The following is a 25,876-nucleotide window of genomic DNA, read 5'->3' as shown; positions in this document are numbered from 1 at the left end:
AAAAGCCGTCATTGCGGTTTTTTCCAGCAAAAACTCACGATTGATCAATCGATAAACAGAACTCAAAAGTTGAAAAGATCGTTTTAGACCGCTTGTCAGAGCTAACTGCGGATCGCAACTGACAAAGATGCAATCTAGCATAAAAACAGCAAACTAAAGCAGCTCGCAGAAGTTGTTTTTCATACGTCAGCCACACTTCGATCATAATCGGCAATCAAGCGCTGCCGTAAAGTCTGATCATGTGCGAAAATATATAATCCTTTAATGCCGCGTTTCATTAAAATATTGACTGTATTTAACACAAGGCTCTCTTTTACCCTTTGAAAGGCCTGCTGATCAACCAAATCTTTGCGTTGCTGAAAAGCTTCTTTGCTTGTGACCTTTGTTAGGTCAACTGCGATGTGATTCTGCCCCTGTAAATAAATCGGGGGCCCTAAAATCAAACCAACGTAATTTAAATCAAAACCTTGGCAAGTATAAACGGAGCCAACTTCGTTAACCGTTTCCGGAATCTCAGCCCAAGGAATTGATTGATAATTATATTGATCCCAAGGCATACAAAAATCACCTTCCTGAATATAGTGCTTTTCCCCATCTAAAAGCGATGCATAGCCCGTCGTCGATACAATACGGGAAAGCCCGACCAACTGGTTTTTGGCAACAATCATCTCACGCATTTGTTCCGCATCGGCGAAAATGCGAAAATCAAATCCTTGCCGAAAGTCTGCTTGTATCGGTAACAGCCGGCGATCTTTTGTGAAACTGTTAATCCAATCAAGCAGATCCGATCCAGCCTGCATGCGAAACTGTTCTTTTAAATGCACGACTTGTTTAGGATAGGCAGAAATCACGTCTAGCAAACGCCGCTCTGTCCAATAATCTTTCGTCTTAATCACTTGCCGACTATCAAAAACCAATACAATGACTTTGGCCAATTTCAAAATTTCGGCAAGCTGATTGTCGGCGGTAAAATTGTTGTAAGGATCGGATCGCGATAACAGAAGATGCGCCTCATCGATAATGACAGCATCGGCAGTCCGACCCTCTTTGGACAAGCGATTAATAAAAGTTGTGGGACGTTGAAAATCCTTTTTCAGTAACTGCGGGTAATGGCCAGCAATATTACGATACACTTTCAGTAATTCCGGATGATTGACAAGAAAGTAATTCCTGCTTCCAGCTAATGATCCGAATTTTTCTCGAGCTGCCTGCTGCAAGCGGAAAAACAAATGGCTTAAGACAACGCTTTTCCCGCTGCCAGCATCCCCAGATAAGACAAAAACAGCCGGAAAATCATGTTTCTCATGTCTGCGAATAAAACTTATTATTTGTTCAATCAACTTTGCTTGTTTATCCGTCAATTTCACTGTGGGCGCTAGTTTTTCTTCGGAACGATTAATCAAATCCATGTTTCTTATCGTAAAATAAAAAACCGCTGCTGCCAAATAAAAAAAGCTATAGACTCGCTTGGGATATTTTAAAATGACCACGCTCCAAAGACTAAGGGATATTTTTTCATATTTAACAAAGTTCCCAAAAAGTCTATTCATCACACGCGAACATTTGCCCATAAAGTCATAAAAAAGCCCAAATATCGGGCTTTTTAAACAAATTATTTCAAGACTGCCTTGCTTTTCAAAGGCTGCCACCATTCTTCGTGCGTCTTATACCAATCAATGGTTTTGACAATGCCTTCGTCAAACATAATCGTCGGTTCCCAACCCAGTTCGCGCTTGATCTTGCTTGGGTCGATTGCGTAACGGCGGTCATGGCCCAAACGGTCAGCAACATACTTGATCCGGTCGGCTGATAAACCAAGATTATCAATAATCAGATGGACGATCTGATTATTCGTCTTCTCATTGTGGCCGCCAACATTGTAGACTTCACCCGGCTTGCCATTGTGCAGCACAAGATCGATCGCGCGGCCGTGATCTTCGACATAAAGCCAGTCACGGATGTTTTCACCATCACCATAAATCGGCAGCTGTTTGCCGGTCATGCCATTAGTCACCATCAAAGGAATCAGCTTCTCAGGAAATTGATAAGGGCCGTAATTGTTTGACGTACGCGTGATATTGACATTCAGGCCATAGGTCTCATAGAAAGCACGTACTTCCAAGTCGGCAGCGGCTTTTGAAGCCGAGTATGGCGAATTAGGTGCCAGAGGTGTCTCTTCATTAAAATAGCCGCTTTTGCCCAAGCTGCCATAGACTTCATCAGTTGATACCTGGAGAAACTTTTTAATGCCGTATTTTTTGGCTGTCTGCAGTAGATTGACAGTGCCCTCGACATTGGTCTGGACAAACAATTCCGGATGCAGAATCGAGCGGTCGACATGCGACTCAGCGGCGAAATTCACGACTGCGTCAAAATCATAAGTCTTGAATAAATAGTCAACCAGTTCTGCATTGCGAATGTTGCCATGCACAAAAATATGATGCGGATTATCTTTAATATCGTCAAAATTATGCAGATTGCCAGCGTAAGTCAGCAGATCCAGATCAATCAAATTATAATCAGGATACTTGTGCAGCATGTAATGAATGAAATTTGATCCGATAAAACCGGCACCGCCTGTGACAAGAATATTCATAGCCATGTTTATATCTCTCCGTAGACAAAATTATTTTCCGCATCCTTGAAAAGCGGATGATGCTGATCCTTTTCTGAGAGAATCGCATGGGAAACATCAGTCGGCCACTGAATACCGATCTGCGGATCATTAAAAGCGATCCCGCGATCTGCTTGCGGCGCATAATAACCATCAACTTTATAGACGAAATTGACATTCGGCGTCAAAGTAACAAAGCCATGAGCAAAACCTTTTGGCACGAGCAGCTGACGGTGATTATATTCAGAAAGAATGTAGCCTTCCCATTTGCTATAAGTCGGGCTGCCTTTACGCATGTCGACTAAACAGTCCCAGACGACACCAGTCACAACACGCACGATTTTCGTCTGTGTGTAAGGCGCCATCTGATAGTGCATACCACGTAAAACGCCGGCTTCAGCCGATAAGGATTGGTTATCCTGCGTAAAGTCAAATTTCAGGCCGAGTTTTTCAAATTTTTCTTTTGTCCAAGTCTCGGTAAAAAAGCCGCGGCTGTCACCAAAAACGTCTGTTTCAATCAGCTTGACGTCTTGAAGCTGTGTATCAATCAATTTCACCATTTAATTCTTCTCCTGTCCGGCAATTCTCAATAAATATTGACCATAATCATTCTTTTTTAAAGGCTGAGCCAAAGCAATCAGCTGATCAACGGAAATATAACCCATGCGATAAGCGATTTCCTCTAAGGCTGCCACTTGCAGATTCTGCTGTTTTTCAATTGTCGCGATAAAATTCGATGCATCCAAAAGCGAATCATGCGTGCCTGTATCCAACCAAGCAAAACCACGTCCCATGACTTTCACGTCCAGGTCGCCGCGCCGCAGATATTCGGCATTAATATCGGAAATTTCAATCTCGCCGCGTGCTGAAGGCTGGACTTGTTTAGCAATATCGACGACGTCATTATCGTAAAAATACAAGCCGGTAACCGCATAATTCGATTTTGGCTGTTCAGGTTTTTCAACAATTGACAAGGCATGTCCCTGTTTATCAAATTCAACCACGCCAAAACGCTCCGGGTCTTTGACTTGATAGCCGAAGATCGTCGCGCCTGTCTCTTTGGCTTCGGCTGCCTGCAGTAAGGCTGATAAACCAGCGCCGTAATAGATATTGTCGCCCAAAATCAAAGCAACACTGTCTTGACCAATGAAATCTTCACCAAGAATAAAAGCTTCAGCCAGCCCCTTGGGTTCTGGTTGAATCTTGTACTCAATATGTAAGCCGATTTGAGAACCATCAGCGAACAATTCTTGGAACTGAGGCAGAAATTCCTCAGTAGTAATCAGAAGAATATCTTTAATTCCGGCCAGCATGAGTACGGACATCGGATAATAGATCATTGGTTTGTCATAAATTGGAACCAGCTGTTTACTCGTGGCTTTTGTTATCGGATACAGACGCGTGCCCGAACCGCCAGCTAAAATAATGCCTTTCATGAGGCTCCTTTCAAAACTGTCGTCTTTTTATGAGACCGCCAGTTTGGAGAAATCGGCAATTTTATGCTGAATCTCTCTTTCTAATTGAATATTTGCAAATGTTGTGCAGAGATGATCCCCCATCAAAACCTGCCGAATCATTTTCAAGTAAGCCAGGAAATTCGGGTTCTCATCAACATCTTCGATAAAGTGGCTGGGATGACTTTTCATCTCCCTTTGCCAAGTGCTGTCCTGGTGCGCACGCCGATATAACAAGGGCTTGTGCAGGTGATACAAAGAGCCCCGCAAAAGTGCCGACAGCCAAGTGGCCTGGTCATGCGATTGCGGCAAACCATTGGAATCGGTCGATACTTTTTGGAAAACTTCCTTTAAAAACGGGATTAATGTTTTTCTAAATGCCAAGGTACACCCATCGCGTCTAATTAATAGATTGAACAAATTCGGGATCACTTTATAAAGCGGACCCTGTCCACTTTCAGGAATTTTCGCCATTGGTAGAATATTCTGATTTTTTGGAATGAAACTGTAGTCAGATACCAAAGCCTCTATGCCGTTATTTTGACTAAAGCAATTTAGGTAATCTGAAACTTTATCCTCATGCCATAGGTCATCCTGGTCAGTATAAAAAATCACGTCCGTTTTGGCCTGGCTAATCATTTGAATAAAATTCTGACGCCAGCCTTTTCTGATTGGATTGATTTTAAAGTCCCAACTCTTTTCGAGATGACGGCTGCTGATAAATTGCTCAACAATCCGAGCTGTATCATCGCTGGAACGATCATCACGAATAATGACCTGATCCGGCCGGATTTTTTGATCATAGATTGATTGCAATTGATCAGAGATAAATTGCGACCCGTTATAGGTCGCCATGATTGATGCTGCTGTTAATTTCATAACCACCCCCAATTCTCATTGTAAATTTTTCTGACAAAAGGGCAAACGACAGGTCAGCTTTTAGAGGGATTATTCAGAGGACAACAGCTCAAATCTATCAAAGGCAAATGCTGCTGCAAACAGCCGAAAACCCGCTGTCAACAACAACTTCAGTATACAAAGGATTCTTCATGAAATACGAAAAATTTGATCATTATGAACAAAATGAAATTTTAATTTTTTCAAAAATATTAATTTGTTGAAATTAAAATCAAACAATTTTCTTTATTTCGTAATTTTTATGTTTTTAACGAAATCAAGCTTCGGAACGTAACAAACGAGTTTCGATTTCGGTTAATAATTCATTAGCAAGCTTCGGATAGGACAAAGAATGATGATTAAGATATTCCTGGACCGATTTGATGAAGAGCGGAAAATGGTCGTTTTCGCTTGGAATAGCGGCAAAGTGGCCGCTATTAGCCCGTTTTTCCAGTTGCCAGGCACTATCCGCATGGGCACGGCGAACAAACAAGGCTTTTTTAATATGATACAAAGACTGTCTTAACAAGGCCGCCAGCCATGTCGGCTGGTCGTGTGTCTGCGGCAGCCCGTTTCCGTCAATTGGTATCTCGTGAAAAATATTAAGAATGGTTGGGATGATAGTTTTCCTGACAGCCATCGCACAACCCGGCCTTAAAGTAATTAAATTCGCCAAAGTAGCTGATACGCGTGTCAGATTCTGATCATTTGATTCGTCAATTGCAAACATTGTCAGCAGGTTCTGCCTGGCCGGTAAGTAATCAAAGTCTGATACCAGCAGTTCGGCATTCGGATGACTGGCAAATATTTGCATCGACTCAGACACCTTGTTGGCATACCAAAGATCGTCTTGGTCGCAATAAAAAACGATATCTGTGTCCGCATGAGCCAGCATGTGAATAAAGTTTTCCCGCCAGCCTAAACGTTTGGCATTTACTTGAAAATCCCAGCTGTCAGATAAATGATGCTGATAGATGAAATCCCGCGCCACTTTTTCAGTGTTGTCTGAAGAACCATCATCAGAAATCAGCACTTTTGTGACGGGCGTCTTTTGCTCATAAATCGATTGCAGCTGTGCATGGAGATATTTTTCACCGTTGTAGCTTGCGATAATTACCGTGGATGTTAGATTCATGGTCACCTCCTAGTTTCATTGTATGATGACTTTTAACGAACAATTTTCGTACATTGGCCCAAGTAAGCGAAAATACCGTGATTATTGTTTTTAAATTCCCTCATTTTGCTTATTTTGTTAAAATATGAGGGAGCAAGATGGTTTACAAAACATTAAAAACAGTCGCCTACGAGGCGCATAATGATATCAAGACAATTCAGTCCGAGTACGACCGCCGTCAGCAGAACTATGGTGTTTTCAAAACTGGCCTCTTCCCATATTTGAAAAAAGGACGCGCCTTAGCCGAAGATAGCCGAGAAATGTTTCTAATTCCTTTAAGAGAAATCGCAATCTCCTCGGAACGGATTGAATATAACTCAGCGGAAATCAAATCACTGATGGCGCAGCTGCCAGCCCAGGCCCAACAGCTTTATATCGACAACAAGCTGGCTTTAGAACTGCTCAAGACCAATCAACTGGCTGGTTTGAAAACCTCTCAGCCCGAAATCACCATCGCGATGGCACAAGCTGATACAAAATCTTTTCAGCAGGTACGCTTTGCTCCGATGGCGCGTATGTATCGCAGGCTTGTTAGAAAAGACTATCAGCGGATTGAAAGCCTCGTTGATATCCGAAAAATCTATGATCAGCTGCTAGTTGGCTTGATCGATTCTCAGCAGCTGCCGGATGGCGCCTTTTTCCGTGCCGGCCAGACGACTGTACTGGATAAAAATCGTGACAGCGCTTATGAGCTGCCGGCTGATGAAAACGGCTTGGAAAATCGTTTGCAGCATTGGCTGCAGTTTATTTCTAATAAGAACATTCCCTTTATGATTAAAGGCTTGCTGGCACATGCCTATTTGATTAATATCCGGCCTTTCTATGACGGCAACCTGCGAACAGCCCGTTACATGCTGACATCCTATCTCGCCAGAAAACTTGATATTATCACGGCCCTCAGCCTTGCCAGTGCTATCAGTGATGACCAGGAAAAATTTCAAAAAGCGCTGTCCGCTGTAGACGACTACCGGAATTACGCCGAGGGCAGCTTCTTTGTTTTGGATATGTTGTCGATGATTGAAGAAAAACAGCAGCTGCTGCTTGAAGAATTAAGTGCCAGCTGCCAAACATTTCAGCTGAAAAATGAAAAAATCCGGCAGCAGCATGCGACGGCCGCGACGGATTATTATGTCTTGAACACACTGCTGCAGTCCGGCCTATTTGCGGCTGATATCGAACAAGGCCTGCTGGATCGAGACATTCTCAGCCAAGCAAAAAATTTTGGTTTATCAAAACGTGCTGTCGGCCTTGCCTTAAAAGACCTCACAAACAGGCAGCTTATCCAACTGGTCAAGAAAAATCCGATGCAGCATGTGTTTGACCTGAATTAATCTATTGCCATTGTTGTTCAAACCAGTGCGAAAAAGCGACACTATCGATGCTTTTAGCTACTTTAGCATTGGCAGACTGCTTGAGCTTACCGCGATCGTCAATGAGGCTGGCACCACGTGTATATCGACCTGAAGTTTCAATGGCAACAAACGCCGGCACGAGAGTAAAATATTCCGGATGGGCCAAATAAGCCATTGTCAGAGCATCATAAATATTAAAAGCATCTTTAGAACCGCTACGATAACCAGCAAGCATATCAGCGATTGATCGGCCAACTCTGCCAGAAGCTGCTATGGTTGGCAGTATCGTTTTTTTAATTTGTGCTTGTCGACCAATCTCCAAAGGTAAAACTGTTAGTGTCAATCCTTGATTAAAGACAATCTCAGCTGCTTGTGGATCATTAAAAATATTAAATTCAGAAAGAACACCGGCATTTCCGCGACCCCAAGCACCACCCATGATGACGAGATTAGAAATTTTTTCTCGATCTTCAGGATGTTGCTGCAAAAGACGCGCGATATTGGTTAAAGGTGCAATTGCCACAATCGTCATCGGCTGGTCGGCTTTTTTTAATACTCTATCCATGGCGGTCACGGCATCTATTTCAATAACCGAACAGGTAGGATCGGGTAATTCCAAACCGCCGAGGCCATTTGGCCCATGTACTGAGAGAGCTGTCACAGTCTTACCGGTTAAGGGAACAGCGGCGCCAGCAGCCACCGGTATGTGTTTTCCCCAAAAGCTAAGTAGTTTCAAAGCGTTTTCCGTTGATTGTGCCAGGCTGATATTGCCATGAACTGTTGTCAACAAATCAATTCTTAATCCTTCGTTCATAAAGGCCAGTGCCAGTGCCAAGGCATCATCTACACCAGGATCAGTATCTATTAAAATGTGTTTGATTGACTGCATTAAGGCTCCCCTGTCTCTTCTAGCAAAGGAATCTGCCGCTGGCTTTTGACATCGAAAATGCCCTTATCAGAAACCTTAATGGCAGGCGAGACCAATAGCGATAAGGTCGACAGAGACATGATCTCATTACTATTTTCGTAACCCAATTGTTGCATTGCCTTTCGGACTGCTTGCAGTTTTTCACCCAAACATGCGATCGGTTCATCGCTAATAATGCCAGCGATCGGCAAAGGAACATTAGCCAAAACTCTGTCATCTTTGACAACCAAATAGCCCCCCTGTTGGGCCGCGATTTGCCGATAAGCGATCGCCATTGCTTCGGGATCTGTCCCCATCACCATGAGGTTATGATGATCGTGCGCCCAGGTCGTTGCGATGGCACCGGGCTGCTTAATCGCACCGGCAACGAGTGCCAAAGTCATTTGGCCGCTTTTGCCATATCGTTCTTGGACTGCCAGCAAAGCCAAACCCGCACTTTGCCAATCGACTAATCCATGATGCACCGGCAATCTCTTTTTAACCGCTTTCGTAAAGGTACCCTTGGTTGAAATTTGAATCACATTAGCTGTGACTTGATTAACGTTAGCTGACAAACGCACTTGAAAATCAGCTGCCGAACGTTCGGGCACATGAATTGAATGATAATACGACTTATCAAAGCCCTTATGAGGAGGGATGGCTAATTGGTCAACAGGAACGCCCCTTTTATAAACATTTTGGATGGAAAACTGATCCAAATCATCTAAAATAACAAAATCAGCAATCCTACCTGGCGCAATCATACCGCGATCGGCCAAATGCATACGGCGCGCTGGTGTGTAAGTCGCCATATAGATTGCCCACTGGATCGGCAAGCCACACGCCACGGCCAGTTTAATAATCATATTCAACTGGCCGTGCCGCAAATCATCAGCCATTGTGTCATCCGTGACGAGTGCTGCATAATCAAAAAAACGATTCGCGACAATAGCAGCAATATTATCTTGATCGATAGATTTCTTTTGCAATTGGATGAACATACCATTTTCAATCTTTTCTTGAATCGAAGCTGGTGTCTGCTGTGTGTGATCCGATGAAATACCAGTATACATAAATTTGGCCAGATCCTCTCCACTAATAGCCGGTACATGACCCTCTAAGGGCATTCTCGGACGTTGCTGCTGACATAACGCAATGATTTGACGAATTAAAGAGTCGGGTTCGGAAGTAATACCGTTAAAATTCATGGCTTCACCAAGGCAAATAATCCTCGGATCAGTTAACAGTTCGCGCACCTCTTTTAAGCCAATATGGCCGCCAGTTGTCTCCAATTCCGGCGTCGTAGAAGGAACCGATGATGGAATGGCAAAAAAAGTGTCAATTAAAGATGGCTGATTCATAAAGTCTTTCAGACCCTGCAAACCATTTGTATTGGCTATTTCATGAGCATCGGCAATGATTGTTGTGGTGCCAAAAGCAATGGCGGCCTGACTAAAATTAGTCGGCGTCGCCATAGAACTTTCAATATGCATATGTGAATCGATAAGACCGGGAATCACATAAGCTCCATTTAAATCAACGATGTTTTCAAAATAAAAATCATTTGGTAATTCATCTGCAATTTGAAAGAAGTTGCCATCAACGATAGCAACTTCCTTTTTTGAAAACGACTGTGTAAATGTATTATAAATTTGGCCATTAATCAATTTAAGATCGGCTTTAATCAATTTTTGTTCTCCTTAATTATTAATCAACGAATTCCAGCGTGTGATCCAAGTCTTTAAGTGCTTATTAACGTAATTGAAATCAACTGTCCTAGCACGGTCAGCCACCTTGCCATAAGTTTTATTCTTAGCTGCAGCAGCATTGAGTTTGACTTTTTGGTTTACTGGTGCATTATTCAAAGAAGTTGTCTTAGCGACCCGCTTTTGTACCGACTGAGAAATTCGAAAATCCAAATACTGATAAGCCGCTTTCAAATTCTTGCTACCCTTGACAATTGAGACGGTATCATAGTTAGCATATGTGCCACTGTCAGGAACGACGTACTGCAACTTAGAATTTGAAGCCTGCAGCATTCCGACTGCATAGTCCCCGACAATCGCGGCGCTGATTTGACCTGAATTAAACATATTAGCTAAATCGGAAGATTGTGCATAGGTCTTAACTAAATTGGGTTTCAATGTTTTTAGAGCTGAAAAAGCTGCGGCACCGCCCTTATTGGTGATGCTTTTGCCAACGTGGTCAGCAGCAACATACATTGTCGCTGGGCCAAAAGTCGTCGTGATATCAGGAATGGCCAACTTATTTTTGAATTTAGACGACCAGAGCTGGTTCCAATTCGTTATTTTTCCAGTCTTGCTTTGATCATAGATGATGCCGAAACTGTTAATCGTATAAGGTATACTGTTCGTCTGCCGAGCCAACTTTTGCTGACTCTTTGATAAATATTTAAAGTTTTTTAATTTGGAAAAATCCAGTTTCTGAAATACTGTCGCTTTATTAGCTGTTAGTGCATTGTTCTGCGACAATTCAATCACGTCGACACCACTATTTTTATTTTTTTCCACTTGTGTTAAACGGGTCGCACTATCACCAAATTGGGCATTAGTCTTAACACCCGCTTTCTTAGAAAATGGTGTCAATACATCGGTTTGCATTTGTTTAGTACTAAGGCCAAAAGTAGAAATGGTTAAGCTTTTGGATCCCTTCGCATTTACGCTGCCAGCTGTCAGAGATAGGACTGATAAAATAGCCCCAGTGGCAAACATCGCACGTGTCAATAAATTCTTCTTAAATCTCATTTTCAATTCCCTTTAAATTCATTATTTGTTTAAGCCGAGTAATTTCCGACTAGGAAAATCCAAGAAAACAGCTTTCCCGGCCGGATATTTCTTGTCAGAAGAAGAAACAGCGATCACTGTTCCCAATGCTGTCTGAATTTCGTAGCGGTAGCTATCGCCTAAATAAGTCGAAAACAGCACTTCCCCCGGTAAAATATTTTGGCCATCAGCGTCCGGCTGTGTTTCTAAAATATCAATATTTTCAGGTCGGATCGTTAAACTGCTGCTATTTGGAGAAGCACCAGCCGCCTTGAAGACTTGGCCTTCTTTTAATAGAAAATGCTGACGGTCCAAACTCTTTGTGACTGAAAAGAAATTCTCATATCCGATAAAACGAGCAACGAATTCTGTCGCAGGTTCGTGATAAATTTTTTCCGAGCTGTCAAACTGTTCGATCGTACCACGATTCATAACCGCAACATGATCAGAAATAGCGAAACATTCCGATTGATCATGTGTCACAAAAAGCATCGTGAGTTTTAAGCGTTGTTGAATGGCGCGAATCATTTCGCGCATTTCCACTCGTAACTTGGCATCCAAATTGCTCAAAGGTTCATCTAAGAACAGCAGATCGGGTTCAGTGACCAAAGACCTCGCCAACGAGACACGCTGCTGCTGGCCACCAGACAATTCGCTTGGAAAACGTTTTTTATAATCTAACAAACCAACCATATCCAGCATTTCGTCAACTTTTTTGCTTAGCTCCGGCTCTCGCACGTGTTTATTTTTGAGACCAAAAGCCACATTATCTGCCACGTTCAAATGAGGAAATAAGGCATAACTTTGAAATACCATCCCGAAGTTGCGTTTGTAAACAGCTACTTTGCTAATGTCTTTACCGTTCACAAATATTTGTCCCTGGTTGGCTTTAATTAATCCAGCAATCGAACGTAGCGTGGTAGTCTTGCCACACCCGCTTGGTCCCAGCAGAGAAACTAATTCACCGTCTTGGACGTGCAGATTAATATCATTAAGTATTTGTGTTTTGCCATCATAACTTAACGCTAAGTTTTTTACATCTAAAGCAGCCATGTGCCCCCCCTAACTAACGAAACCCTTTAATCCAAGTTTTTTTTCAGCCAGCAGCATGAAAAGCAGTGTTAACAGCATTAAACAGCTTGAGATTGCTGAGACAGTCGGATCATAATTATTTTGCAGATAATTCAAAATTGCCGTCGGCAGCATATTGACATTAGGACCGCTCAAAAATACGGAAACGGGAATATTATTGAAAGAATTTATAAATGATAATAGAAAACCGGACAAAATACTTGTCGTAATATTAGGAACTAATATTTTGAAAAATCCGCTCAAACGCGAACTGCCTAGTATCCAAGCAGCTTCTTCAGCGCTGCCGTCAAACTGGCGCATACCTGCAATGATTAGCCTTGCGCTATATGGCAGGCAAATGAGAAAATGACCAAATAAAAGACTGATAAATAAAGGAAAATGCGCATAAATCACGAGAGATGAATAAAGCGAAAAACCTAACACAACTTCTGGTACCATCACAGGAGCCAAAAAGACATTTTCTAAAAAGCGGTTCATTCGATTACGTTTTCTAGTTAAAGCGTAAGCTGCTGGCAAAGCTGCCGCAGCAGCTGTCAAAGATGCCAACAAAGCAACCTCAAGGCTAGTGATAAAACCCTGAATAAAAGTGTCTTGCGCAAAAATATTAGCATACCAAGAAAAAGTGAAACCTTTAATCGGGAAAGAAATCGTTGGTTCGCTGCCAAATGAGGTCACGACAATCAAAAGCAAAGGTGCCAGTAGAAAAAACAAGGTTACAATACCAATAATTCTCATAAACAAATGCTGATTAGTGGCCATCTTTACCTCCTCTTATCCACTCTCTTTTGAAATTGCCGTAATAAGAGCGTCACGATTAATGCGATGACAATCATCACGGTCGCAATCACGCTGGCAGATTGCCAATTACCTAAAGTCATCGCTTGCTGGTAGAGCAAGGTTGACATAACTAAGCGCCGGTTCCCGCCTAAAATCTGAGGTGTTGTATATGCGGTTAACGCACCAACGAACACAAGCGTGACACCGGTGATAATGCCAGTAGTTAATTGGGGTATCGTCACTTTCCAAAAAATCTTAGCATGGCGAGTCCCAAGCATTAAAGCTGCATTATCTAACTCTGGATCCAATTTTTCAGATTCGCCAATCAATGTGATGATCATAATTGGGAGAAACAAGTATACAATACCGACCACGATTGAACCGTCCGTATAAAGAAGCGGTACGGACTCCTGAGTCAGGTGCAGCAGTTTTAAAAGATTATTGACAATACCGTTGTTCCCTAAAATCGTAATCCAAGCATAATTTCGAACCACGCCGTTCGTTAAGATAGGGAAAACCACCAAAGTCATCAATAATGTTTTTTTAAAGCCCAGCTGTTTTGATAACCAAATACTTGTCGGTATGCCCATGACGAGAATAATCAGCGTAGCAATCAATGCAATGGTTACCGTACGGAATATAACTAATTGATTTTGCTGATTGGACAAAAAAGACACATAACCATCCGAAGAACTGCTAGAGAAGAAGGTCGGAATCACCATCATGAGCAGTGGGTACACAAAAGTGACAAGCAATAAAGCAATTCCGGGAAATATGAGTCCTATTTTGAATTTCTGTGGCACTTAACTACCTAACCTTTCGCTCTGTAACAACGTGATAACCAATTCATCTTATCACTATTTAACGAACTATATGACCCTAAAATACCTCAACGTTCCTAAAAAAATATTAAAAAAAGCTTAAATTGCTTTTTCATTCGTCTTTGTTCGGATTTTTCTGTGATTGGGCAACGACGAATCTGATGTCTGAATTTTTTTTAGAAAAATTATTCCTTAAAAAATAGACTACGGCGATACTGCTTAGGTGTCATACCTGTTTCGGCATGGAATAATTTAACAAAGTAACTCTTGTCTGCTAAGGAGAGCGCATTCGTGATCTCCTGGAGACTTTTTTTATTTGCGGCCAAAAATTTTTTGGCTAAGGCGACCTTCTGCTGGTTCACATATTGTTTGACTGTCAGACCAAAACTATTTTTAAAAATTGGATTCAAAGCTTCTTTTGAGATGCTGGCAACCTCCGCAATTTCTTTCAAACTTAATTTTTTGTCTAAATGATTGTCGATGTAGTCGCGACAAATCGTCGCTGTATCAGAATTTTTTTCGCCATTTTGCAGTTTGAGCGCATCGAAATAAGGCCAAACTAATGCCTTGATTTCCGAGTGAAAGTCCACGATTGTATGTTTATAAATTTGATCTATCAGCATGATACGAATTTGAGCAGCCGCTTCCAAACTCAAACCGGCATCCAAAGCATGGTCAGCCAAACTGCAAGCTAAAGAAATCAGCAATTCTTTCAGGCGACGCTGGTTTGGCAGTGCTGTGAGTTGGTTTTGATGAACACGGTTGGTAAACAGAGACTTCATTTGATTCATACCACGAATCACGCTTCTTTGATCAAGCGCCTGTAAGGCATCAGCCAGTTGTTCCTGATAAAAAAAGAAAAGTTTTTCCCTATCATCAGTTGATTTGGCTGAAGGCTGGTTTACCAATCCTAGCTGACTATCAGCCAGTACATAAAAAACCACCTGCTGGCACAAAGGTATCTTCTGCCCAGCCGACATGCTGATCAAAGAAGCTAACTGTTGGATTTTTTCAAAAGTCGATCCACTAGGTAAAGAAGACAAAGACGAAAGTTCTCGTTGAAAAAAATCATTAGGCAGGACCAGTAATTGATGGTTCTTGTCCCAAGGGAGAACAATCATTATACGGCTGCGAGCATATACGAAAACAAAATTATCGGCGGCAGCCAGGCGCGATATCTTCTGCAAATCATCGTCGGCCAGACCGAGCAGTACATTGTTATCACTGGTCAAGGCTGTTGCTTTCTTGGCATCCAGCCAAAAAAAAGCTTGATCCGTCATGCAACTTAAAAAAATAAGTTTTTTGTCTGCTTCCTTCATCCGCCCAATAACAAGTAGCCCTAAAAAACAAATTTACACAAATTCATTATATCGTTACACGAATTATCTACGAGGATTGTTAGCATACAGTCATCAATTAAAAGAGGGGATGATCAGCTGCAGAATTGAGAAGATCGTTTGACACAATTTTAAAAAATTTTTGAAAAATGGAGAATTATTTTGTCAATAGAATTTAAGAACATTGTCAAAACTTATGATCAGTCGCCGGTTCTTGAAAGTATTAATGCGGAAATCGCAAATGGCGAATTCTTTGCAATAGTTGGCCCCTCCGGATGCGGCAAGAGCACACTTTTAAGAATGCTGGCCGGGCTGATTGATGTGACTGACGGCGTCATTAAAATAGATGGACAGACGGTCAATAATGTGCCACCAAAAGACCGTAAACTGACGATGGTGTTTCAAGACTATGCTCTATTCCCTTTTTTAACCGTCGAAGAAAACATCGCTTTCGGGCTTAAAGCTCGCAAAATGCCAGAAACTGAAATCAGTCAGCGCGTCACTCGAGCCGTTGATATGGTTGGCCTCGCGGATTTTCGATCAAGAAAGCCTAAAGACTTGTCGGGTGGTCAAAGGCAACGAATTGCCTTGGCACGTGCGATTGCCAGTGATGCCAAAATATGCCTGATGGACGAGCCCTTATCCAACCTGGATGCACAACTGCGTGACCGTATGCGCACTGAAATTCGTGCTTTGCAGCGCAAGTTGCAATTGACTTTGATTTATGTCACGCATGACCAGATTGAGGCGATGACGATGGCCGATCACATTATGGTATTGAACGATCACCATGTACAACAGATCGACACACCATTAGGAATCTACAATCACCCGGCCAACGAATTCGTTGCCAACTTTTTCGGTTCGCCCCAGATTAACTTTCTTTCAGGCAGTTACAAAGAGCACGAACGAGAAATCGTGATTGATACAAAATTGCGTTTGCCTATACAGAATCAATTGACAAAAGAAAACTACTTGGTTGGCATCCGACCGAATCAACTGGATTTTCAGATCGCGAAGAATAATGGCGGTAATGCTTCTCTTACGGATCTGACAAATTTGGGTTCGCAGACTTTATTAACAGCCCGCTTAGATAATGGCCAGCAGTTAAGGCTAACAAAATCGGAACAAATCTCAATGCCGATCAATCAACGGATTGATTTGCATTTAAAAGGCCAGGCTTTTATTTTTGATCCGGAAAAAAAGAATCTTGCGGCTGTGAGTGTCGGAGTCGATCATGGATGAGAGCAAAAATATTATCCATGAGACAAGAATCCCGACATTGGCTGAAAACACAGGCTTGTTTAAAAAGACGAAAATGCGAGCACAGAGGACTAACCGGCGATATGCCCTATTGTTTTTAGGCCCTTCGATCCTGCTCCTAGCAGTGTTCATCTTTTATCCCATGCTTAAAACGATTTATTTAAGTCTGTTTCTGACAAATGGGAGTGGTCATAATACAGTTTTCGCTGGCCTGGGTAATTACGCGGCTCTGCTGAGTTCTCCCGGATATTTGGCCAGCTTGATGTCGACTTTGATTTATGTCGTCGGCGTCTGGGCACTTACTTTGGCTCTGGGCCTGATTTTAGCCAACGCGGCCAGTGTAAAAGTCCGTGCTTCTTCATTTTTTAGAACGATTTTCTCATCCACGATGGGTGTTTCGATCTCCGTTTCAGCTATTTTCTGGCTTTTTATTTTCAATCCGTCTATCGGCATCCTGAATCAAATCGCAGCCTTCCTGCATTTACCGCTATTAAATTGGGCCACCGATCCTAACTTGGCGATGATTTCGGTCATTATTTCAACGGTCTGGATGAATTTAGGGTTCGCTTTCCTGGTGCTATTCAGTGCCTTTCAATCCTTGCCGCTTAGCTTGTATGAAGAGACAGCTATTGAAGGCGTCGGTCCTGTTTATCGCTTCTTTCACGTGACGATTCCGCTGATTTCACCCACTCTATTTTTCGTTTCAATCATTACTTTTATCGAGGCCTTCAAAAGTTTTGGCCTAATTGATTTAATGACGGCTGGCGGTCCGAACAACGCGACTAATCTCTTGGTTTACCATATTTACCAGAATGCATTTTTAAACGGCAACTATTCTCAAGCTAGTGCGGAATCTGTCATTTTAACGATCATCATCGCCTTGCTTACCTTTTTGCAGTTCAGATATCTGGAAAGGAAGGTTAGTTACTAATGGAAAATCTGACACAATGGACGGCCAACCGAAAGTTTTGGCATTATGCCCTTTTAATTATTTTGTCGTTTTTGATTCTCGCCCCTTTTGCAATCGGTCTTTGGACCAGTTTGCTGCCAACTGCTGATATCTCTAGCGGCCACCTCTTTGGGGGATCTATTTCTTTGGACAATTACTGGGCTGCTCTGACACAGACACCGATTATTCGCTATCTTGTCAACAGTGTTCTGATCTCCCTATACACAATGCTGCTGCAGCTTTTCTTCTGTTCAATGGCTGCATATGCCTTTGTCTTTATTAATTTCAAACATCGTGATTTTTATTTTTACCTGGTCTTGTCGACGATGATGCTGCCTTTTGAGGCCGAAGTTATCCCTAACTTTCAGACGATCAAGGCTTTCGGCTTGTTAAATAGCTATACAGGTATGGTTCTTCCTTTTATGACTTCGGCCTTCGGCATTTTCATGCTGCGGCAGGCTTTTAAACAAATTCCTTTTGAATTAAAAGAGGCTTGTGACATTGAAGGCTTGAGTCACTGGCAGTTTTATATGAAGTGTGTATTGCCTTATAGCCGTTTGAGCTTATATACACTCGCTGCTTATAGTTTTCTTTCTGCTTGGAATCAATATCTTTGGCCGATGCTGACGACTTTTAGTGACAACATTCGTCCAGTCCAAGTAGGCCTGCGCGAGTTGCAATCTCAAGAGACCTTTAATAATTGGGGCATGATTCAGGCCAGCGCCGCAATCATCGTGATCCCAACGCTGATCGTCTTATATTTTGGCCAACATTATTTTAAAAGCGGCCTGAATGAAGGAGCTGTCAAATGACCAGTCACAGAAGCATATCACGTTTCCTAATTCTGATATCGGTCAGTTTTCTTGTGACCGCGGGTTTACCATTTACTGCTTGCCGATTTGCACAAGCTGCCAATCCTAAAAGGATTAAAATTGTCTTTTGGAACGAGATGACCGGCCCAGCTCAAGCTCAACTGACGCAATTCGTACAAAAATTCAACCACTCTCAGAGCAAATATGAGGTCGAATCGCATTTCCAAGGAAGTTATGAAGAGGCTGTTCAAAAAATTTTAAACACACATGGCAGCAATGCTTCGCCGGCTCTATTTCAATCTGCTGATATCTCTGTGAGCCAGCTATATCACAGCGGCTATATTACAAAAATACAAAAATTCATTGATCAGGATAAGCAATTTAACATTAATAAAATTTCACCAGTCGCACGATCATTCTATAGCCAAAAGGGTCAACTGCTGGGAATGCCTTTTAATAGTTCACAACCTGTACTTTATTACAATGCCAGTTTGCTAAAAAAATATAAAATTACGCCACCACCTTTGGACCCAACCTACGCGGATGTGACACGAGTGGCTACGCAATTGTATCAACGCTCCGGAAAAAAAGTGAAGGGTATGACAATGGAGGTCTATGGCTGGTTGTTTGATCAGCTGGTCGCTAATTCAGGTCACTACAGCGTCAATAATGAAAACGGCCGGATTGCAACCCCTAGCAAGGCAACCTTTATCAACCCAGGATCCATAGCAGCTATGAAATGGGTTCAAGATAACATTAAGAAAGGAAACTTTATCAATTATGGTTCCGGCGGCAATGCCTCAGCCAATGAAATCGCAGCTTTCTTATCTGGTAAATTAGGCATCTTTATGGAGTCATCAGCTGAAATCGGACAACTTACTCTTGGTATGAAAAATCAAAAATTAGGTGTCAGCTATTACCCGCATCAAACAGGCAAAAAAGCTAATGGTGTGGCAATTGGCGGTGCAGCTCTTTGGATTGGCAACGATAAACCTGCCGCTGTTCAGCAAGGTGCTTGGACTTTTATCAAATATTTGGAAAGTGCCCAAAATCAAGCCGATTGGCAAAAAGCAACCGGTTATCTCGCATTAAATCGTGATGCGAAAAAGACGAAGACCCTGCAAAAACTGTATCAACAAAACCCGGCTTTAAAAGTACCCAGCGATCAGTTAGCAAGAACCGTGGCTAATAATGCCAATTCCGGCATTTTCGTTGAAGGAATTGTCCAGGAACGAATCATTTTAAACACGGCTTTGGATCAGATTTATAGCCGCAGCAATATTCATACAACGCTGCAGCAGGCCGAAAAGGCCATGAACACCTATATCAGCAACAACAACCGAGCCAATGGCTGGTCAAATTAATTTTAGAAAGTGCCTCATATGCCAGATAAAAAAACACTGATTTTTGCCCATCGCGGCATTCCCGCTTTAATAGCAGAAAATTCTCTTTCCTCTTTTCGATATACACTTGAGCATCATGCCGACGGCATCGAATTCGATGTCCATCTCACCAAAGACCGCATCCCCGTGATCATGCACGATGAACGTTTGGACCGCACAAGTGACGGCAGTGGTTTTATCAAAGATAAGACTTTTGCCGAATTGAGAAAGAACCATTTAAAAGATGGGCAGCAGGTTCCGTCTTTAAAAGAATTCTTGGAACTCGTTAATCAACAACCTATCCGCTTGAACCTAGAATTTAAAACCGATCTATTTCATTATGCAAATATTGAAAATATTGTGATGGACATGGTCGGCCAATATGATTTGAAATTCCCGGTCATTTACTCTTCTTTCTATTTAAATTCGCTTAGGAATTGCTATGCAATTGATCCGACCGGCCAATATTGTTTCCTTCATTCGAAATACGTACACAATCCGGCGCATTTTATGAAGGCCAATCATCTTGCCGGACTGCATTTAAAACACTATCAAAAGCTCACTGGCGGCTTGCCGCAGAGAATCTGGACCGTTGACGATCCTTTAGTAGAGAAAAAACTCTTGAGGAAAGGCGTCGCTGGTATTTTTACAAATAATTTTCTGAGAGCGGGCCAAGTCGCAACCTTTTTCCAGTAAAATTAAGTTAGCAGCAAAATAATAGGAGCTTTCTCATGGAATTATTGTCCACTGACCAACAAGCCTTCAAGATCTGCCAGCTAACCGATCTGCATCTGGGCAGCCGTCCTTTTTCCGTAGAGGATCAGGAAACGCTCAAACGCATCAGCCGGATGCTGGTCAGCCAACATTTTGATCTGATCATGATTACGGGCGATTTGATTTGGGGAAATAGAGTCAAACAACCTGAAAAAGTCCTGAGTTATTTTTATCACCTGTTTGACAAAATCGGCACGCCAATCGCTGTGACCTACGGCAATCATGATACAGAGGGAGATTTTGGCCGTAGCCGTTTGCGCGAGCTGGAAAAATTGATTAAGCACCCTGCCAGCAAATACGATATTTTTGTTTTTCATGACTTGGAAAACTATGTCTTAAAAATCTTTGGGCGTGATAACCGAGAACTCTCTCACCTGCTCTATGTCTGGGACAGCGGCGCCTACAGCCGCAATAATCGTATGGGCTTGTATGAGCCGATCAGTCCCGAACAGATCCGCTGGTTTGCTCAGCTACCTGAGCCAGAAGACCCGGATCGCGCTGATTTAGGTTTCATCCACATTCCGATTCCTGAATTTGCACAAGCACAAAATCTGATTCGTGATGGCCAAATTGCCGAGAAAGTCGGTTCACCAGAAATCAACTCGGGCCTCTTCTACAGCTTGCTGAAAAAAGAGAATTTCAAAGCTTTGTTCGCCGGCCACGATCACGACAATAATTTTACGGGCAGCTATAAGGGAATTGACCTGGTCTACGGAAACGTTAGCGGCTATAACACTTACGGCAACCTGGCCCGTGGTTATAAATTAATTGAACTGTATCCCGATCATGCAACCTATAAAAATATTCCCTTTATCATTGATTGATTTATATGTATAAGAAAAGACCGCTAAAAGCAGTCTTTTTATGTGGCTAAGGAACAAAATTACTTCACAGCGCCATTGACGACACCGCTGATAATCTGCTTTTGTGCAAATAGGTAGAAAACCAGAACTGGCAGCGAGGCCAGCATATAAGAAGCAAAAGCCAGGTTATAATTTGTTCCGAATTGTGACTGGAAAACCAATTGCGCCATCGGCAGCGTAACAGCTGAATTGCCGTTTCCGCTCAAAACAACCAATGGCAGCAGCAAGTCATTCCATGAGGCTAAGGCTGTCAGAATCGCCACTGTGGCGTGCATGGGTTTGAGCAATGGAAAAATAATTTTCCAGAAAATCTGCCAGCTGTTGGCACCATCCAGATAGGCAGCTTCGTCTAAGCTGACCGTGATATTTTTCAGATAACCAACATACAAGAGAACACTCATTGACATTTGAAAGACCAGATACATCAGCACCAGGCCGAATTTATTGTCAATTCTCAAAAATGACAGCTGTTTGACCAAGGGCAGCATCAGCATGGAAAATGGCACAAACATCGCGCTCACAAGATAATAGTAGGTCCAGCGATAAAAACGCTTATTCATGTTACGGGCAATCGCATAGGAAATGATCGATGTCAGCAGGACAACGACAACGACACTGCAGACCGTGATGACCAGTGAATTGAAGGCCGTTTGAAAGAAATTAGTCGTCGTGATTGCATCTATAAAATTAGCAAACTGTAAAATTTTCGGAAAACGGAAGAAGTTTGCCAGATTGGTGCCCATTTCCGAAGGTTTTTTCAAAGAAATAATAATTGCCATATAAAGTGGTATTAGGATTAGGACTGATAGAACCGTGACAAGAATTGTTGTCAGCCAATTAGTCTTGTGAGCCGTCATAACTGTACCTCCCGTTTATTCAAAACTTTCAACTGGAACACAGAGATTGCCACAATGATGATGAAGTAGATCACTGAATTGGCGCTTTGGTAACCGAACTGATTGCCACTGAGGCCGTTTTGATAAATCAGCATCGAAATTGAGGTCGTCGAAGAGGCCGGACCGCCGCCAGTCAAGGACATGATCTGATCGAAGACCATCAAAAAGTTTCTCATGCTGACAACCAGATTGATCGTAAAGAATGGTGCCAACAGCGGAAATGTAATCGTCCAGAAAGTGTTCCAACTGCTGCTACCATCCATTTTTGCCGCTTCATAGATATCCGTGGGGATTGTCTGCAGACCGGAAATATAAATCAGAATGTTAAAGGCCACAGACTGCCAAGCGACCGTAATCACGATTCCGGTCCAAGCTGTATTGGCGTTTCCCAAAATACTGGAAGAAAGAAAGACCCAGCCCAGTGCTTTGCCCACTGATGGCAGCATGAAAGTGAAAATGTAATTGAAAATATAACCCACGATCAAACCGCCTAGGACATAAGGCAGAAAATAAATGCCTCTAAAGAAAGTCTTGAACTTCACATTTGAATTCAAAGCCAAGGCCAATAAGATACCAATCACATTGACCACAACAGTCGTGACAACCGCAAATTTAAATGTGAACCAATAAGAAGATAGAACTGATCCGTCCGTAAACAGACGGAAATAGTTGCTCAGACCGATGAATCTAAAGGTGCCAAATCCCTTTGAATTGGTCAAACTATAGACGAATCCTGTCAGCAGCGGCACCGTATCAAACAGGAAGAAAATCACGACCAGCGGTACTGTCATTAATAGAAATATTTTTTTGCGGCTCATTATTCGCCATCCCCTTCCGGACCCAAAATATTCTTCAAGCCGCTGTTCATCTGATTAGTAAAGGTCTTGGTCTTCTCGTGATTAACCAGATATGCCTGCAGCATGCTTGGTATTTGCAACTCAGTCGGATACATATATTGCGGCGACATCGTGATGCGTCCCTTGCGTAAATTCGGCACCACATCACTAATGGAGGCAGGATAAGTATTGACTTTTTTCAGCGTTGACAAGGCAAACTGCTGCTTAAGATATTTTTGGTATGACTGTTTTGCCAGTAAATAAGTCAACAATTTTCTCGTCGCGGCATAGTGCTTGGTCTTTTTTGAAATTGAAAAGACAATATCGATCCCGGAAACACTCTTGCTGGGTTTGCTATTGTTGGCAGGGAAGGTAAACATGCCGAGATTAATTTTAGGATTAACCTGTTTGATTAAAGGAATTGCCCAGTTGCCCTGCAGGTACATGTAACTTTTGCCGTTGGCAAAGGCTGACGTTGCGTCGTTGTAATTATAGGAAAAAACATCACCCTGCGAATACTGACCAAGCTGGCGCAGTTTTTGCAAGGGCCGATTATATTCGGCATCATATTTCCCGATGGTCGCAGCCGTGATATTGAAGGCACGTGCTTTCATCAAATTTCCAGCCAAGGGATTAAAGGCCTGCTGAATCGTCCAGTCATCCTTATAGCCCAAATACAGCGGCGTCTTCCCTTCGGCTTTCAGCTTTTGGCATAAAGCGATAAATTCCGGCCAGGTCTGTGGGATTTTCAATCCGGATTTTTCAAACAGCGTCTTATTGTACAAAACACCCGAGACATTGGCCGCATATGGTACGCCGTGGATTTGGCTGCTCTTTTCCAGAAACTTCATGTTTGCCACATAGGAAGAGCTGAACTGCTTTAAAATCGGGTCATGTGTCAAATTCCGAAAAACATCTGCCTTGGCGTAATCAACATAATACTGTTCACCGCCCAGGCCGATTAAATCCGGCACCCGGCCTTTGACCATACGTGTTTTCAAAACCGTGTAGGCATCGCCCGGCGCAGAAAGTTCAACATGAATATTTGGATTTTGTTTCTCAAAACCATTAATCAGGCTTTGAAAAGTTGCGGTCGCCTCCGGCTTGAAAACAAATAATTCGATGCTGACACCTTTCTTTTTCGGCGTCCGGACAGCCCAAATCGAGAACAGGGCCATCAGAACTGCCGCAGCAATAATTATCCATATATAAATTTGACGACTTTTTTTCATGATGACTCCTTTTTGGACAAGAGCCAAATGGCTTCATAAGGCCTCAGGACGGCCTCTTTAAAACTGCCCTTTTGACGATCCTGATAATTGGCAGCCAGTATAGCAGTGTCATTGGCCAAAAATGGCGAATCCCAAGACAAGTTTTGATCGGAAAAATTTAAAATAACTGACAAATCAGCTGCGGCATCCGATCGCGAAAATGCGAAGACCGCTTCTGGCGTATCAGGGATTTCTCGGTAATCGCCATCCTGCAAAACTGGATTGTCTTTTCGCAGCTGAATGATCTTTTTGTAATAAGCCAGAATAGAATCTTGATCCTGCTGGCTTTGGCTGACATTGATTTTAGAAAAGTTCGGATTGATGCCAATCCAGCTTTGGGCATCTGTAAAACCGGCGCCAGCTTCTGTCCCAGACCACTGGATTGGCGTCCGGGCGTTATCCCGGCTGTTTTGTCCGATACGCGCCACAATATCTTCTTGGCTGAAACCTTCAGCTGCCATCTTGTCGGCATAATTCAGCGACTCGACATCGCGAAAATCCGACAAGGCCTGCCAAGGATAATTGGTCATGCCGATCTCATCTCCTTGGAAAATATAAGGCGTACCCTGCAGAGAAAAAATCAGCGTCGCCAACAGTTTGGCACTTAAATCCCGATATTGCAGGGAATCATTGCCAAAACGCGAGACAATCCGCGGAAAATCGTGGCTGCCTAGGAACTGTCCCGACCAGCCTTGCCCATTCAGTTCAGTCTGCCAAAGACCGATAACACGTTTAAAATCCGCCATCGTAATCGGCCGTTTGACCCAATCGCCGCTGCGCAAATGGTCCAGATTCATTAATTGAAACTGGAAAACCATCGTCATCTCACCGGTCTGCGGGTTCGTATAACGTTTGGCCTCTTTAATATCAGCACCGCCAGTCTCGCCAACTGTCAAAATTTGCGGATCTTTGCCATAACTGCGATTCTTTAGTTCAGTCAGATAACGATGCGTCAAGTCTGAATCATGGGTAATTTTCGTCTGCAGAATTTTTCCGATACCGTCAATAGCATCAAAACGAAAACCTTTAGCACCTTTAGCCATCCAAAAATTAACCACTTCAGCCAGTTTTTCACGCACGAGTGGATTGTGCCAATTCAAATCGGGCTGGCTTTTATCAAAAGAATGATAATAATAACTTTGTCTGAGCTCATCAAACTGCCAGACAGAACCGCCAAAAGAGGCCTCGTCTTCAGATCCAGAGCCTGCCATGTCCTGCGCATCGCGCCAAATGTAAAAATCATCATAGGGCTTGATCGAAGCACGCGATTTGATGAACCAGTCATGCTGATCCGACGTGTGATTGAAAACCATATCCAGCATGATGCCAATATGACGGTCGGCCGCCTGAGCTGTCAAGGTTTCAAAATCAGCCATCGTACCGAACTCAGGATTGATAGCGTAATAGTCGGACACATCATAGCCATTGTCGTGGTTAGGTGATTTGAAAATCGGTGTCAGCCAGATCATTGTGATGCCTAAATCGTGCAGATAATCCAGTTTCTCCGTGATGCCAGGCAGATCGCCAATACCATCATGGTTGCTGTCTTTAAAACTTCGCGGATAAATCTGATAAATTACCTGTTGATTGAGTTGCTCATTCATCGTTAAACTTTCCCCCAA

General features: G+C 42.8%; 24 protein-coding genes. 7 read left to right on the top strand and 17 right to left on the bottom strand.

Features of this window, described 5'->3' with window-relative positions:
• Window positions 1–179: 179 nt before the first annotated feature.
• The 6 genes from NRF22_RS05860 to NRF22_RS05835 all read right to left on the bottom strand — a co-directional run bounded on the left by NRF22_RS05860 (window position 180) and on the right by NRF22_RS05835 (window position 6,100).
• Complete coding sequence (locus NRF22_RS05860; protein ID WP_263779658.1) at window positions 180–1,409, bottom strand: DUF2075 domain-containing protein; 1,230 nt, start codon at window positions 1,407–1,409, stop codon at window positions 180–182.
• Window positions 1,410–1,612: 203 nt separating this feature from the next.
• The gene (gene rfbB, locus NRF22_RS05855) at window positions 1,613–2,602 is read right to left on the bottom strand and encodes a dTDP-glucose 4,6-dehydratase (RefSeq protein WP_263779657.1); all 990 of its coding nucleotides are present in this window, start codon (window positions 2,600–2,602) and stop codon (window positions 1,613–1,615) included.
• 2 nt (window positions 2,603–2,604) lie between these two features.
• A complete protein-coding gene (gene rfbC, locus NRF22_RS05850) occupies window positions 2,605–3,174 on the bottom strand; it encodes a dTDP-4-dehydrorhamnose 3,5-epimerase (protein ID WP_263779656.1) in 570 nt (189 codons plus the stop codon).
• Window positions 3,175–4,050 (bottom strand): glucose-1-phosphate thymidylyltransferase RfbA, encoded by an 876-nt coding sequence (rfbA, locus tag NRF22_RS05845; RefSeq protein ID WP_263779655.1) that lies wholly within the window; start codon window positions 4,048–4,050, stop codon window positions 3,175–3,177.
• 27 nt (window positions 4,051–4,077) lie between these two features.
• The gene (locus NRF22_RS05840) at window positions 4,078–4,947 is read right to left on the bottom strand and encodes a glycosyltransferase (RefSeq protein ID WP_263779654.1); all 870 of its coding nucleotides are present in this window, start codon (window positions 4,945–4,947) and stop codon (window positions 4,078–4,080) included.
• A gap of 295 nt (window positions 4,948–5,242) precedes the next feature.
• The gene (locus NRF22_RS05835) at window positions 5,243–6,100 is read right to left on the bottom strand and encodes a glycosyltransferase (protein ID WP_263779653.1); all 858 of its coding nucleotides are present in this window, start codon (window positions 6,098–6,100) and stop codon (window positions 5,243–5,245) included.
• Between the two features lie 137 nt (window positions 6,101–6,237).
• Here NRF22_RS05835 and NRF22_RS05830 point away from each other — a divergent pair, with 137 nt between their 5' ends.
• Window positions 6,238–7,470 (top strand): Fic family protein, encoded by a 1,233-nt coding sequence (locus NRF22_RS05830; protein ID WP_263779652.1) that lies wholly within the window; start codon window positions 6,238–6,240, stop codon window positions 7,468–7,470.
• A 1-nt stretch (window position 7,471) separates the two neighbouring features.
• Here NRF22_RS05830 and NRF22_RS05825 read toward each other — a convergent pair whose 3' ends face one another.
• The 7 genes from NRF22_RS05825 to NRF22_RS05795 all read right to left on the bottom strand — a co-directional run bounded on the left by NRF22_RS05825 (window position 7,472) and on the right by NRF22_RS05795 (window position 15,151).
• Window positions 7,472–8,380 (bottom strand): nucleoside hydrolase, encoded by a 909-nt coding sequence (locus NRF22_RS05825; protein WP_263779651.1) that lies wholly within the window; start codon window positions 8,378–8,380, stop codon window positions 7,472–7,474.
• On the bottom strand, window positions 8,380–10,086 hold the full coding sequence (locus NRF22_RS05820; protein ID WP_263779650.1) for an adenine deaminase C-terminal domain-containing protein: 1,707 nt from the start codon (window positions 10,084–10,086) through the stop codon (window positions 8,380–8,382). Before NRF22_RS05820 ends, NRF22_RS05825 begins: the two co-directional genes overlap by 1 nt.
• A gap of 12 nt (window positions 10,087–10,098) precedes the next feature.
• Window positions 10,099–11,163, bottom strand: a complete 1,065-nt coding sequence (locus NRF22_RS05815) for an ABC transporter substrate-binding protein (protein WP_263779648.1) — start codon at window positions 11,161–11,163, stop codon at window positions 10,099–10,101.
• A 21-nt stretch (window positions 11,164–11,184) separates the two neighbouring features.
• Complete coding sequence (locus NRF22_RS05810) at window positions 11,185–12,234, bottom strand: ABC transporter ATP-binding protein (RefSeq protein ID WP_263779647.1); 1,050 nt, start codon at window positions 12,232–12,234, stop codon at window positions 11,185–11,187.
• A gap of 9 nt (window positions 12,235–12,243) precedes the next feature.
• Window positions 12,244–13,032, bottom strand: coding sequence for an ABC transporter permease (locus tag NRF22_RS05805; RefSeq protein ID WP_263779646.1), 789 nt, complete (start codon window positions 13,030–13,032; stop codon window positions 12,244–12,246).
• A gap of 2 nt (window positions 13,033–13,034) precedes the next feature.
• Window positions 13,035–13,853 carry an ABC transporter permease gene (locus NRF22_RS05800; protein WP_263779645.1) on the bottom strand — a complete coding sequence of 273 codons (819 nt, stop codon included), beginning with the start codon at window positions 13,851–13,853 and terminating at the stop codon, window positions 13,035–13,037.
• 203 nt (window positions 13,854–14,056) lie between these two features.
• The gene (locus tag NRF22_RS05795; protein WP_263779644.1) at window positions 14,057–15,151 is read right to left on the bottom strand and encodes a helix-turn-helix domain-containing protein; all 1,095 of its coding nucleotides are present in this window, start codon (window positions 15,149–15,151) and stop codon (window positions 14,057–14,059) included.
• Between the two features lie 219 nt (window positions 15,152–15,370).
• On the opposite strand from NRF22_RS05795, the gene NRF22_RS05790 reads away from it, so the two are divergent.
• From NRF22_RS05790 to NRF22_RS05765, 6 genes are read left to right on the top strand one after another with little or no spacing between them, the layout of a single operon-like run.
• On the top strand, window positions 15,371–16,453 hold the full coding sequence (locus NRF22_RS05790; RefSeq protein ID WP_263779643.1) for an ABC transporter ATP-binding protein: 1,083 nt from the start codon (window positions 15,371–15,373) through the stop codon (window positions 16,451–16,453).
• Window positions 16,446–17,402 (top strand): carbohydrate ABC transporter permease, encoded by a 957-nt coding sequence (locus tag NRF22_RS05785; protein WP_263779642.1) that lies wholly within the window; start codon window positions 16,446–16,448, stop codon window positions 17,400–17,402. Before NRF22_RS05790 ends, NRF22_RS05785 begins: the two co-directional genes overlap by 8 nt.
• Window positions 17,402–18,232, top strand: a complete 831-nt coding sequence (locus NRF22_RS05780) for a carbohydrate ABC transporter permease (RefSeq protein ID WP_263779641.1) — start codon at window positions 17,402–17,404, stop codon at window positions 18,230–18,232. Before NRF22_RS05785 ends, NRF22_RS05780 begins: the two co-directional genes overlap by 1 nt.
• Window positions 18,229–19,596 (top strand): ABC transporter substrate-binding protein, encoded by a 1,368-nt coding sequence (locus NRF22_RS05775; protein WP_263779640.1) that lies wholly within the window; start codon window positions 18,229–18,231, stop codon window positions 19,594–19,596. Before NRF22_RS05780 ends, NRF22_RS05775 begins: the two co-directional genes overlap by 4 nt.
• An 18-nt stretch (window positions 19,597–19,614) precedes the next feature.
• Window positions 19,615–20,310 (top strand): glycerophosphodiester phosphodiesterase family protein, encoded by a 696-nt coding sequence (locus NRF22_RS05770; RefSeq protein ID WP_263779639.1) that lies wholly within the window; start codon window positions 19,615–19,617, stop codon window positions 20,308–20,310.
• 35 nt (window positions 20,311–20,345) lie between these two features.
• Window positions 20,346–21,212 carry a metallophosphoesterase family protein gene (locus NRF22_RS05765; RefSeq protein ID WP_263779638.1) on the top strand — a complete coding sequence of 289 codons (867 nt, stop codon included), beginning with the start codon at window positions 20,346–20,348 and terminating at the stop codon, window positions 21,210–21,212.
• A 59-nt stretch (window positions 21,213–21,271) separates the two neighbouring features.
• Here the strand turns inward: NRF22_RS05765 and NRF22_RS05760 are convergent, their stop codons facing one another.
• Genes NRF22_RS05760 through NRF22_RS05745 form a run of 4 tightly spaced genes read right to left on the bottom strand, consistent with a single transcriptional unit; the run spans window position 21,272 to window position 25,858 of the window.
• Window positions 21,272–22,108: a carbohydrate ABC transporter permease gene (locus NRF22_RS05760; protein ID WP_263779637.1), complete on the bottom strand. Its 837-nt coding sequence runs from the start codon at window positions 22,106–22,108 to the stop codon at window positions 21,272–21,274.
• Window positions 22,105–22,965: a carbohydrate ABC transporter permease gene (locus NRF22_RS05755; RefSeq protein ID WP_263779636.1), complete on the bottom strand. Its 861-nt coding sequence runs from the start codon at window positions 22,963–22,965 to the stop codon at window positions 22,105–22,107. Before NRF22_RS05755 ends, NRF22_RS05760 begins: the two co-directional genes overlap by 4 nt.
• Window positions 22,965–24,215 (bottom strand): ABC transporter substrate-binding protein, encoded by a 1,251-nt coding sequence (locus NRF22_RS05750; RefSeq protein WP_263779635.1) that lies wholly within the window; start codon window positions 24,213–24,215, stop codon window positions 22,965–22,967. Before NRF22_RS05750 ends, NRF22_RS05755 begins: the two co-directional genes overlap by 1 nt.
• Window positions 24,212–25,858, bottom strand: coding sequence for an alpha-glucosidase (locus NRF22_RS05745; RefSeq protein ID WP_263779634.1), 1,647 nt, complete (start codon window positions 25,856–25,858; stop codon window positions 24,212–24,214). Before NRF22_RS05745 ends, NRF22_RS05750 begins: the two co-directional genes overlap by 4 nt.
• Window positions 25,859–25,876 lie beyond the last annotated feature (18 nt).

It is taken from the genome of Oenococcus kitaharae (genome assembly GCF_025758695.1).
Lineage (GTDB): Bacteria > Bacillota > Bacilli > Lactobacillales > Lactobacillaceae > Oenococcus > Oenococcus kitaharae_A.
This window is presented reverse-complemented; position numbering and strand designations above follow the sequence as displayed.

Bases quoted from the DNA above. Each gene is read 5' to 3' on its own strand.
- NRF22_RS05830 (WP_263779652.1), top strand. From the start codon at position 6,238: ATGGTTTACAAAACATTAAAAACAGTCGCCTACGAGGCGCATAATGAT.
- NRF22_RS05770 (WP_263779639.1), top strand. From the start codon at position 19,615: ATGCCAGATAAAAAAACACTGATTTTTGCCCATCGCGGCATTCCCGCT.
- rfbA (WP_263779655.1), bottom strand. From the start codon at position 4,050: ATGAAAGGCATTATTTTAGCTGGCGGTTCGGGCACGCGTCTGTATCCG.
- NRF22_RS05780 (WP_263779641.1), top strand. From the start codon at position 17,402: ATGGAAAATCTGACACAATGGACGGCCAACCGAAAGTTTTGGCATTAT.
- NRF22_RS05805 (WP_263779646.1), bottom strand. From the start codon at position 13,032: ATGGCCACTAATCAGCATTTGTTTATGAGAATTATTGGTATTGTAACC.
- NRF22_RS05785 (WP_263779642.1), top strand. From the start codon at position 16,446: ATGGATGAGAGCAAAAATATTATCCATGAGACAAGAATCCCGACATTG.
- NRF22_RS05810 (WP_263779647.1), bottom strand. From the start codon at position 12,234: ATGGCTGCTTTAGATGTAAAAAACTTAGCGTTAAGTTATGATGGCAAA.
- rfbB (WP_263779657.1), bottom strand. From the start codon at position 2,602: ATGGCTATGAATATTCTTGTCACAGGCGGTGCCGGTTTTATCGGATCA.
- NRF22_RS05835 (WP_263779653.1), bottom strand. From the start codon at position 6,100: ATGAATCTAACATCCACGGTAATTATCGCAAGCTACAACGGTGAAAAA.
- NRF22_RS05860 (WP_263779658.1), bottom strand. From the start codon at position 1,409: ATGGATTTGATTAATCGTTCCGAAGAAAAACTAGCGCCCACAGTGAAA.
- NRF22_RS05775 (WP_263779640.1), top strand. From the start codon at position 18,229: ATGACCAGTCACAGAAGCATATCACGTTTCCTAATTCTGATATCGGTC.
- NRF22_RS05745 (WP_263779634.1), bottom strand. From the start codon at position 25,858: ATGAATGAGCAACTCAATCAACAGGTAATTTATCAGATTTATCCGCGA.
- NRF22_RS05750 (WP_263779635.1), bottom strand. From the start codon at position 24,215: ATGAAAAAAAGTCGTCAAATTTATATATGGATAATTATTGCTGCGGCA.
- NRF22_RS05755 (WP_263779636.1), bottom strand. From the start codon at position 22,965: ATGAGCCGCAAAAAAATATTTCTATTAATGACAGTACCGCTGGTCGTG.
- NRF22_RS05795 (WP_263779644.1), bottom strand. From the start codon at position 15,151: ATGACGGATCAAGCTTTTTTTTGGCTGGATGCCAAGAAAGCAACAGCC.
- NRF22_RS05815 (WP_263779648.1), bottom strand. From the start codon at position 11,163: ATGAGATTTAAGAAGAATTTATTGACACGTGCGATGTTTGCCACTGGG.
- NRF22_RS05840 (WP_263779654.1), bottom strand. From the start codon at position 4,947: ATGAAATTAACAGCAGCATCAATCATGGCGACCTATAACGGGTCGCAA.
- NRF22_RS05760 (WP_263779637.1), bottom strand. From the start codon at position 22,108: ATGACGGCTCACAAGACTAATTGGCTGACAACAATTCTTGTCACGGTT.
- NRF22_RS05765 (WP_263779638.1), top strand. From the start codon at position 20,346: ATGGAATTATTGTCCACTGACCAACAAGCCTTCAAGATCTGCCAGCTA.
- rfbC (WP_263779656.1), bottom strand. From the start codon at position 3,174: ATGGTGAAATTGATTGATACACAGCTTCAAGACGTCAAGCTGATTGAA.
- NRF22_RS05825 (WP_263779651.1), bottom strand. From the start codon at position 8,380: ATGCAGTCAATCAAACACATTTTAATAGATACTGATCCTGGTGTAGAT.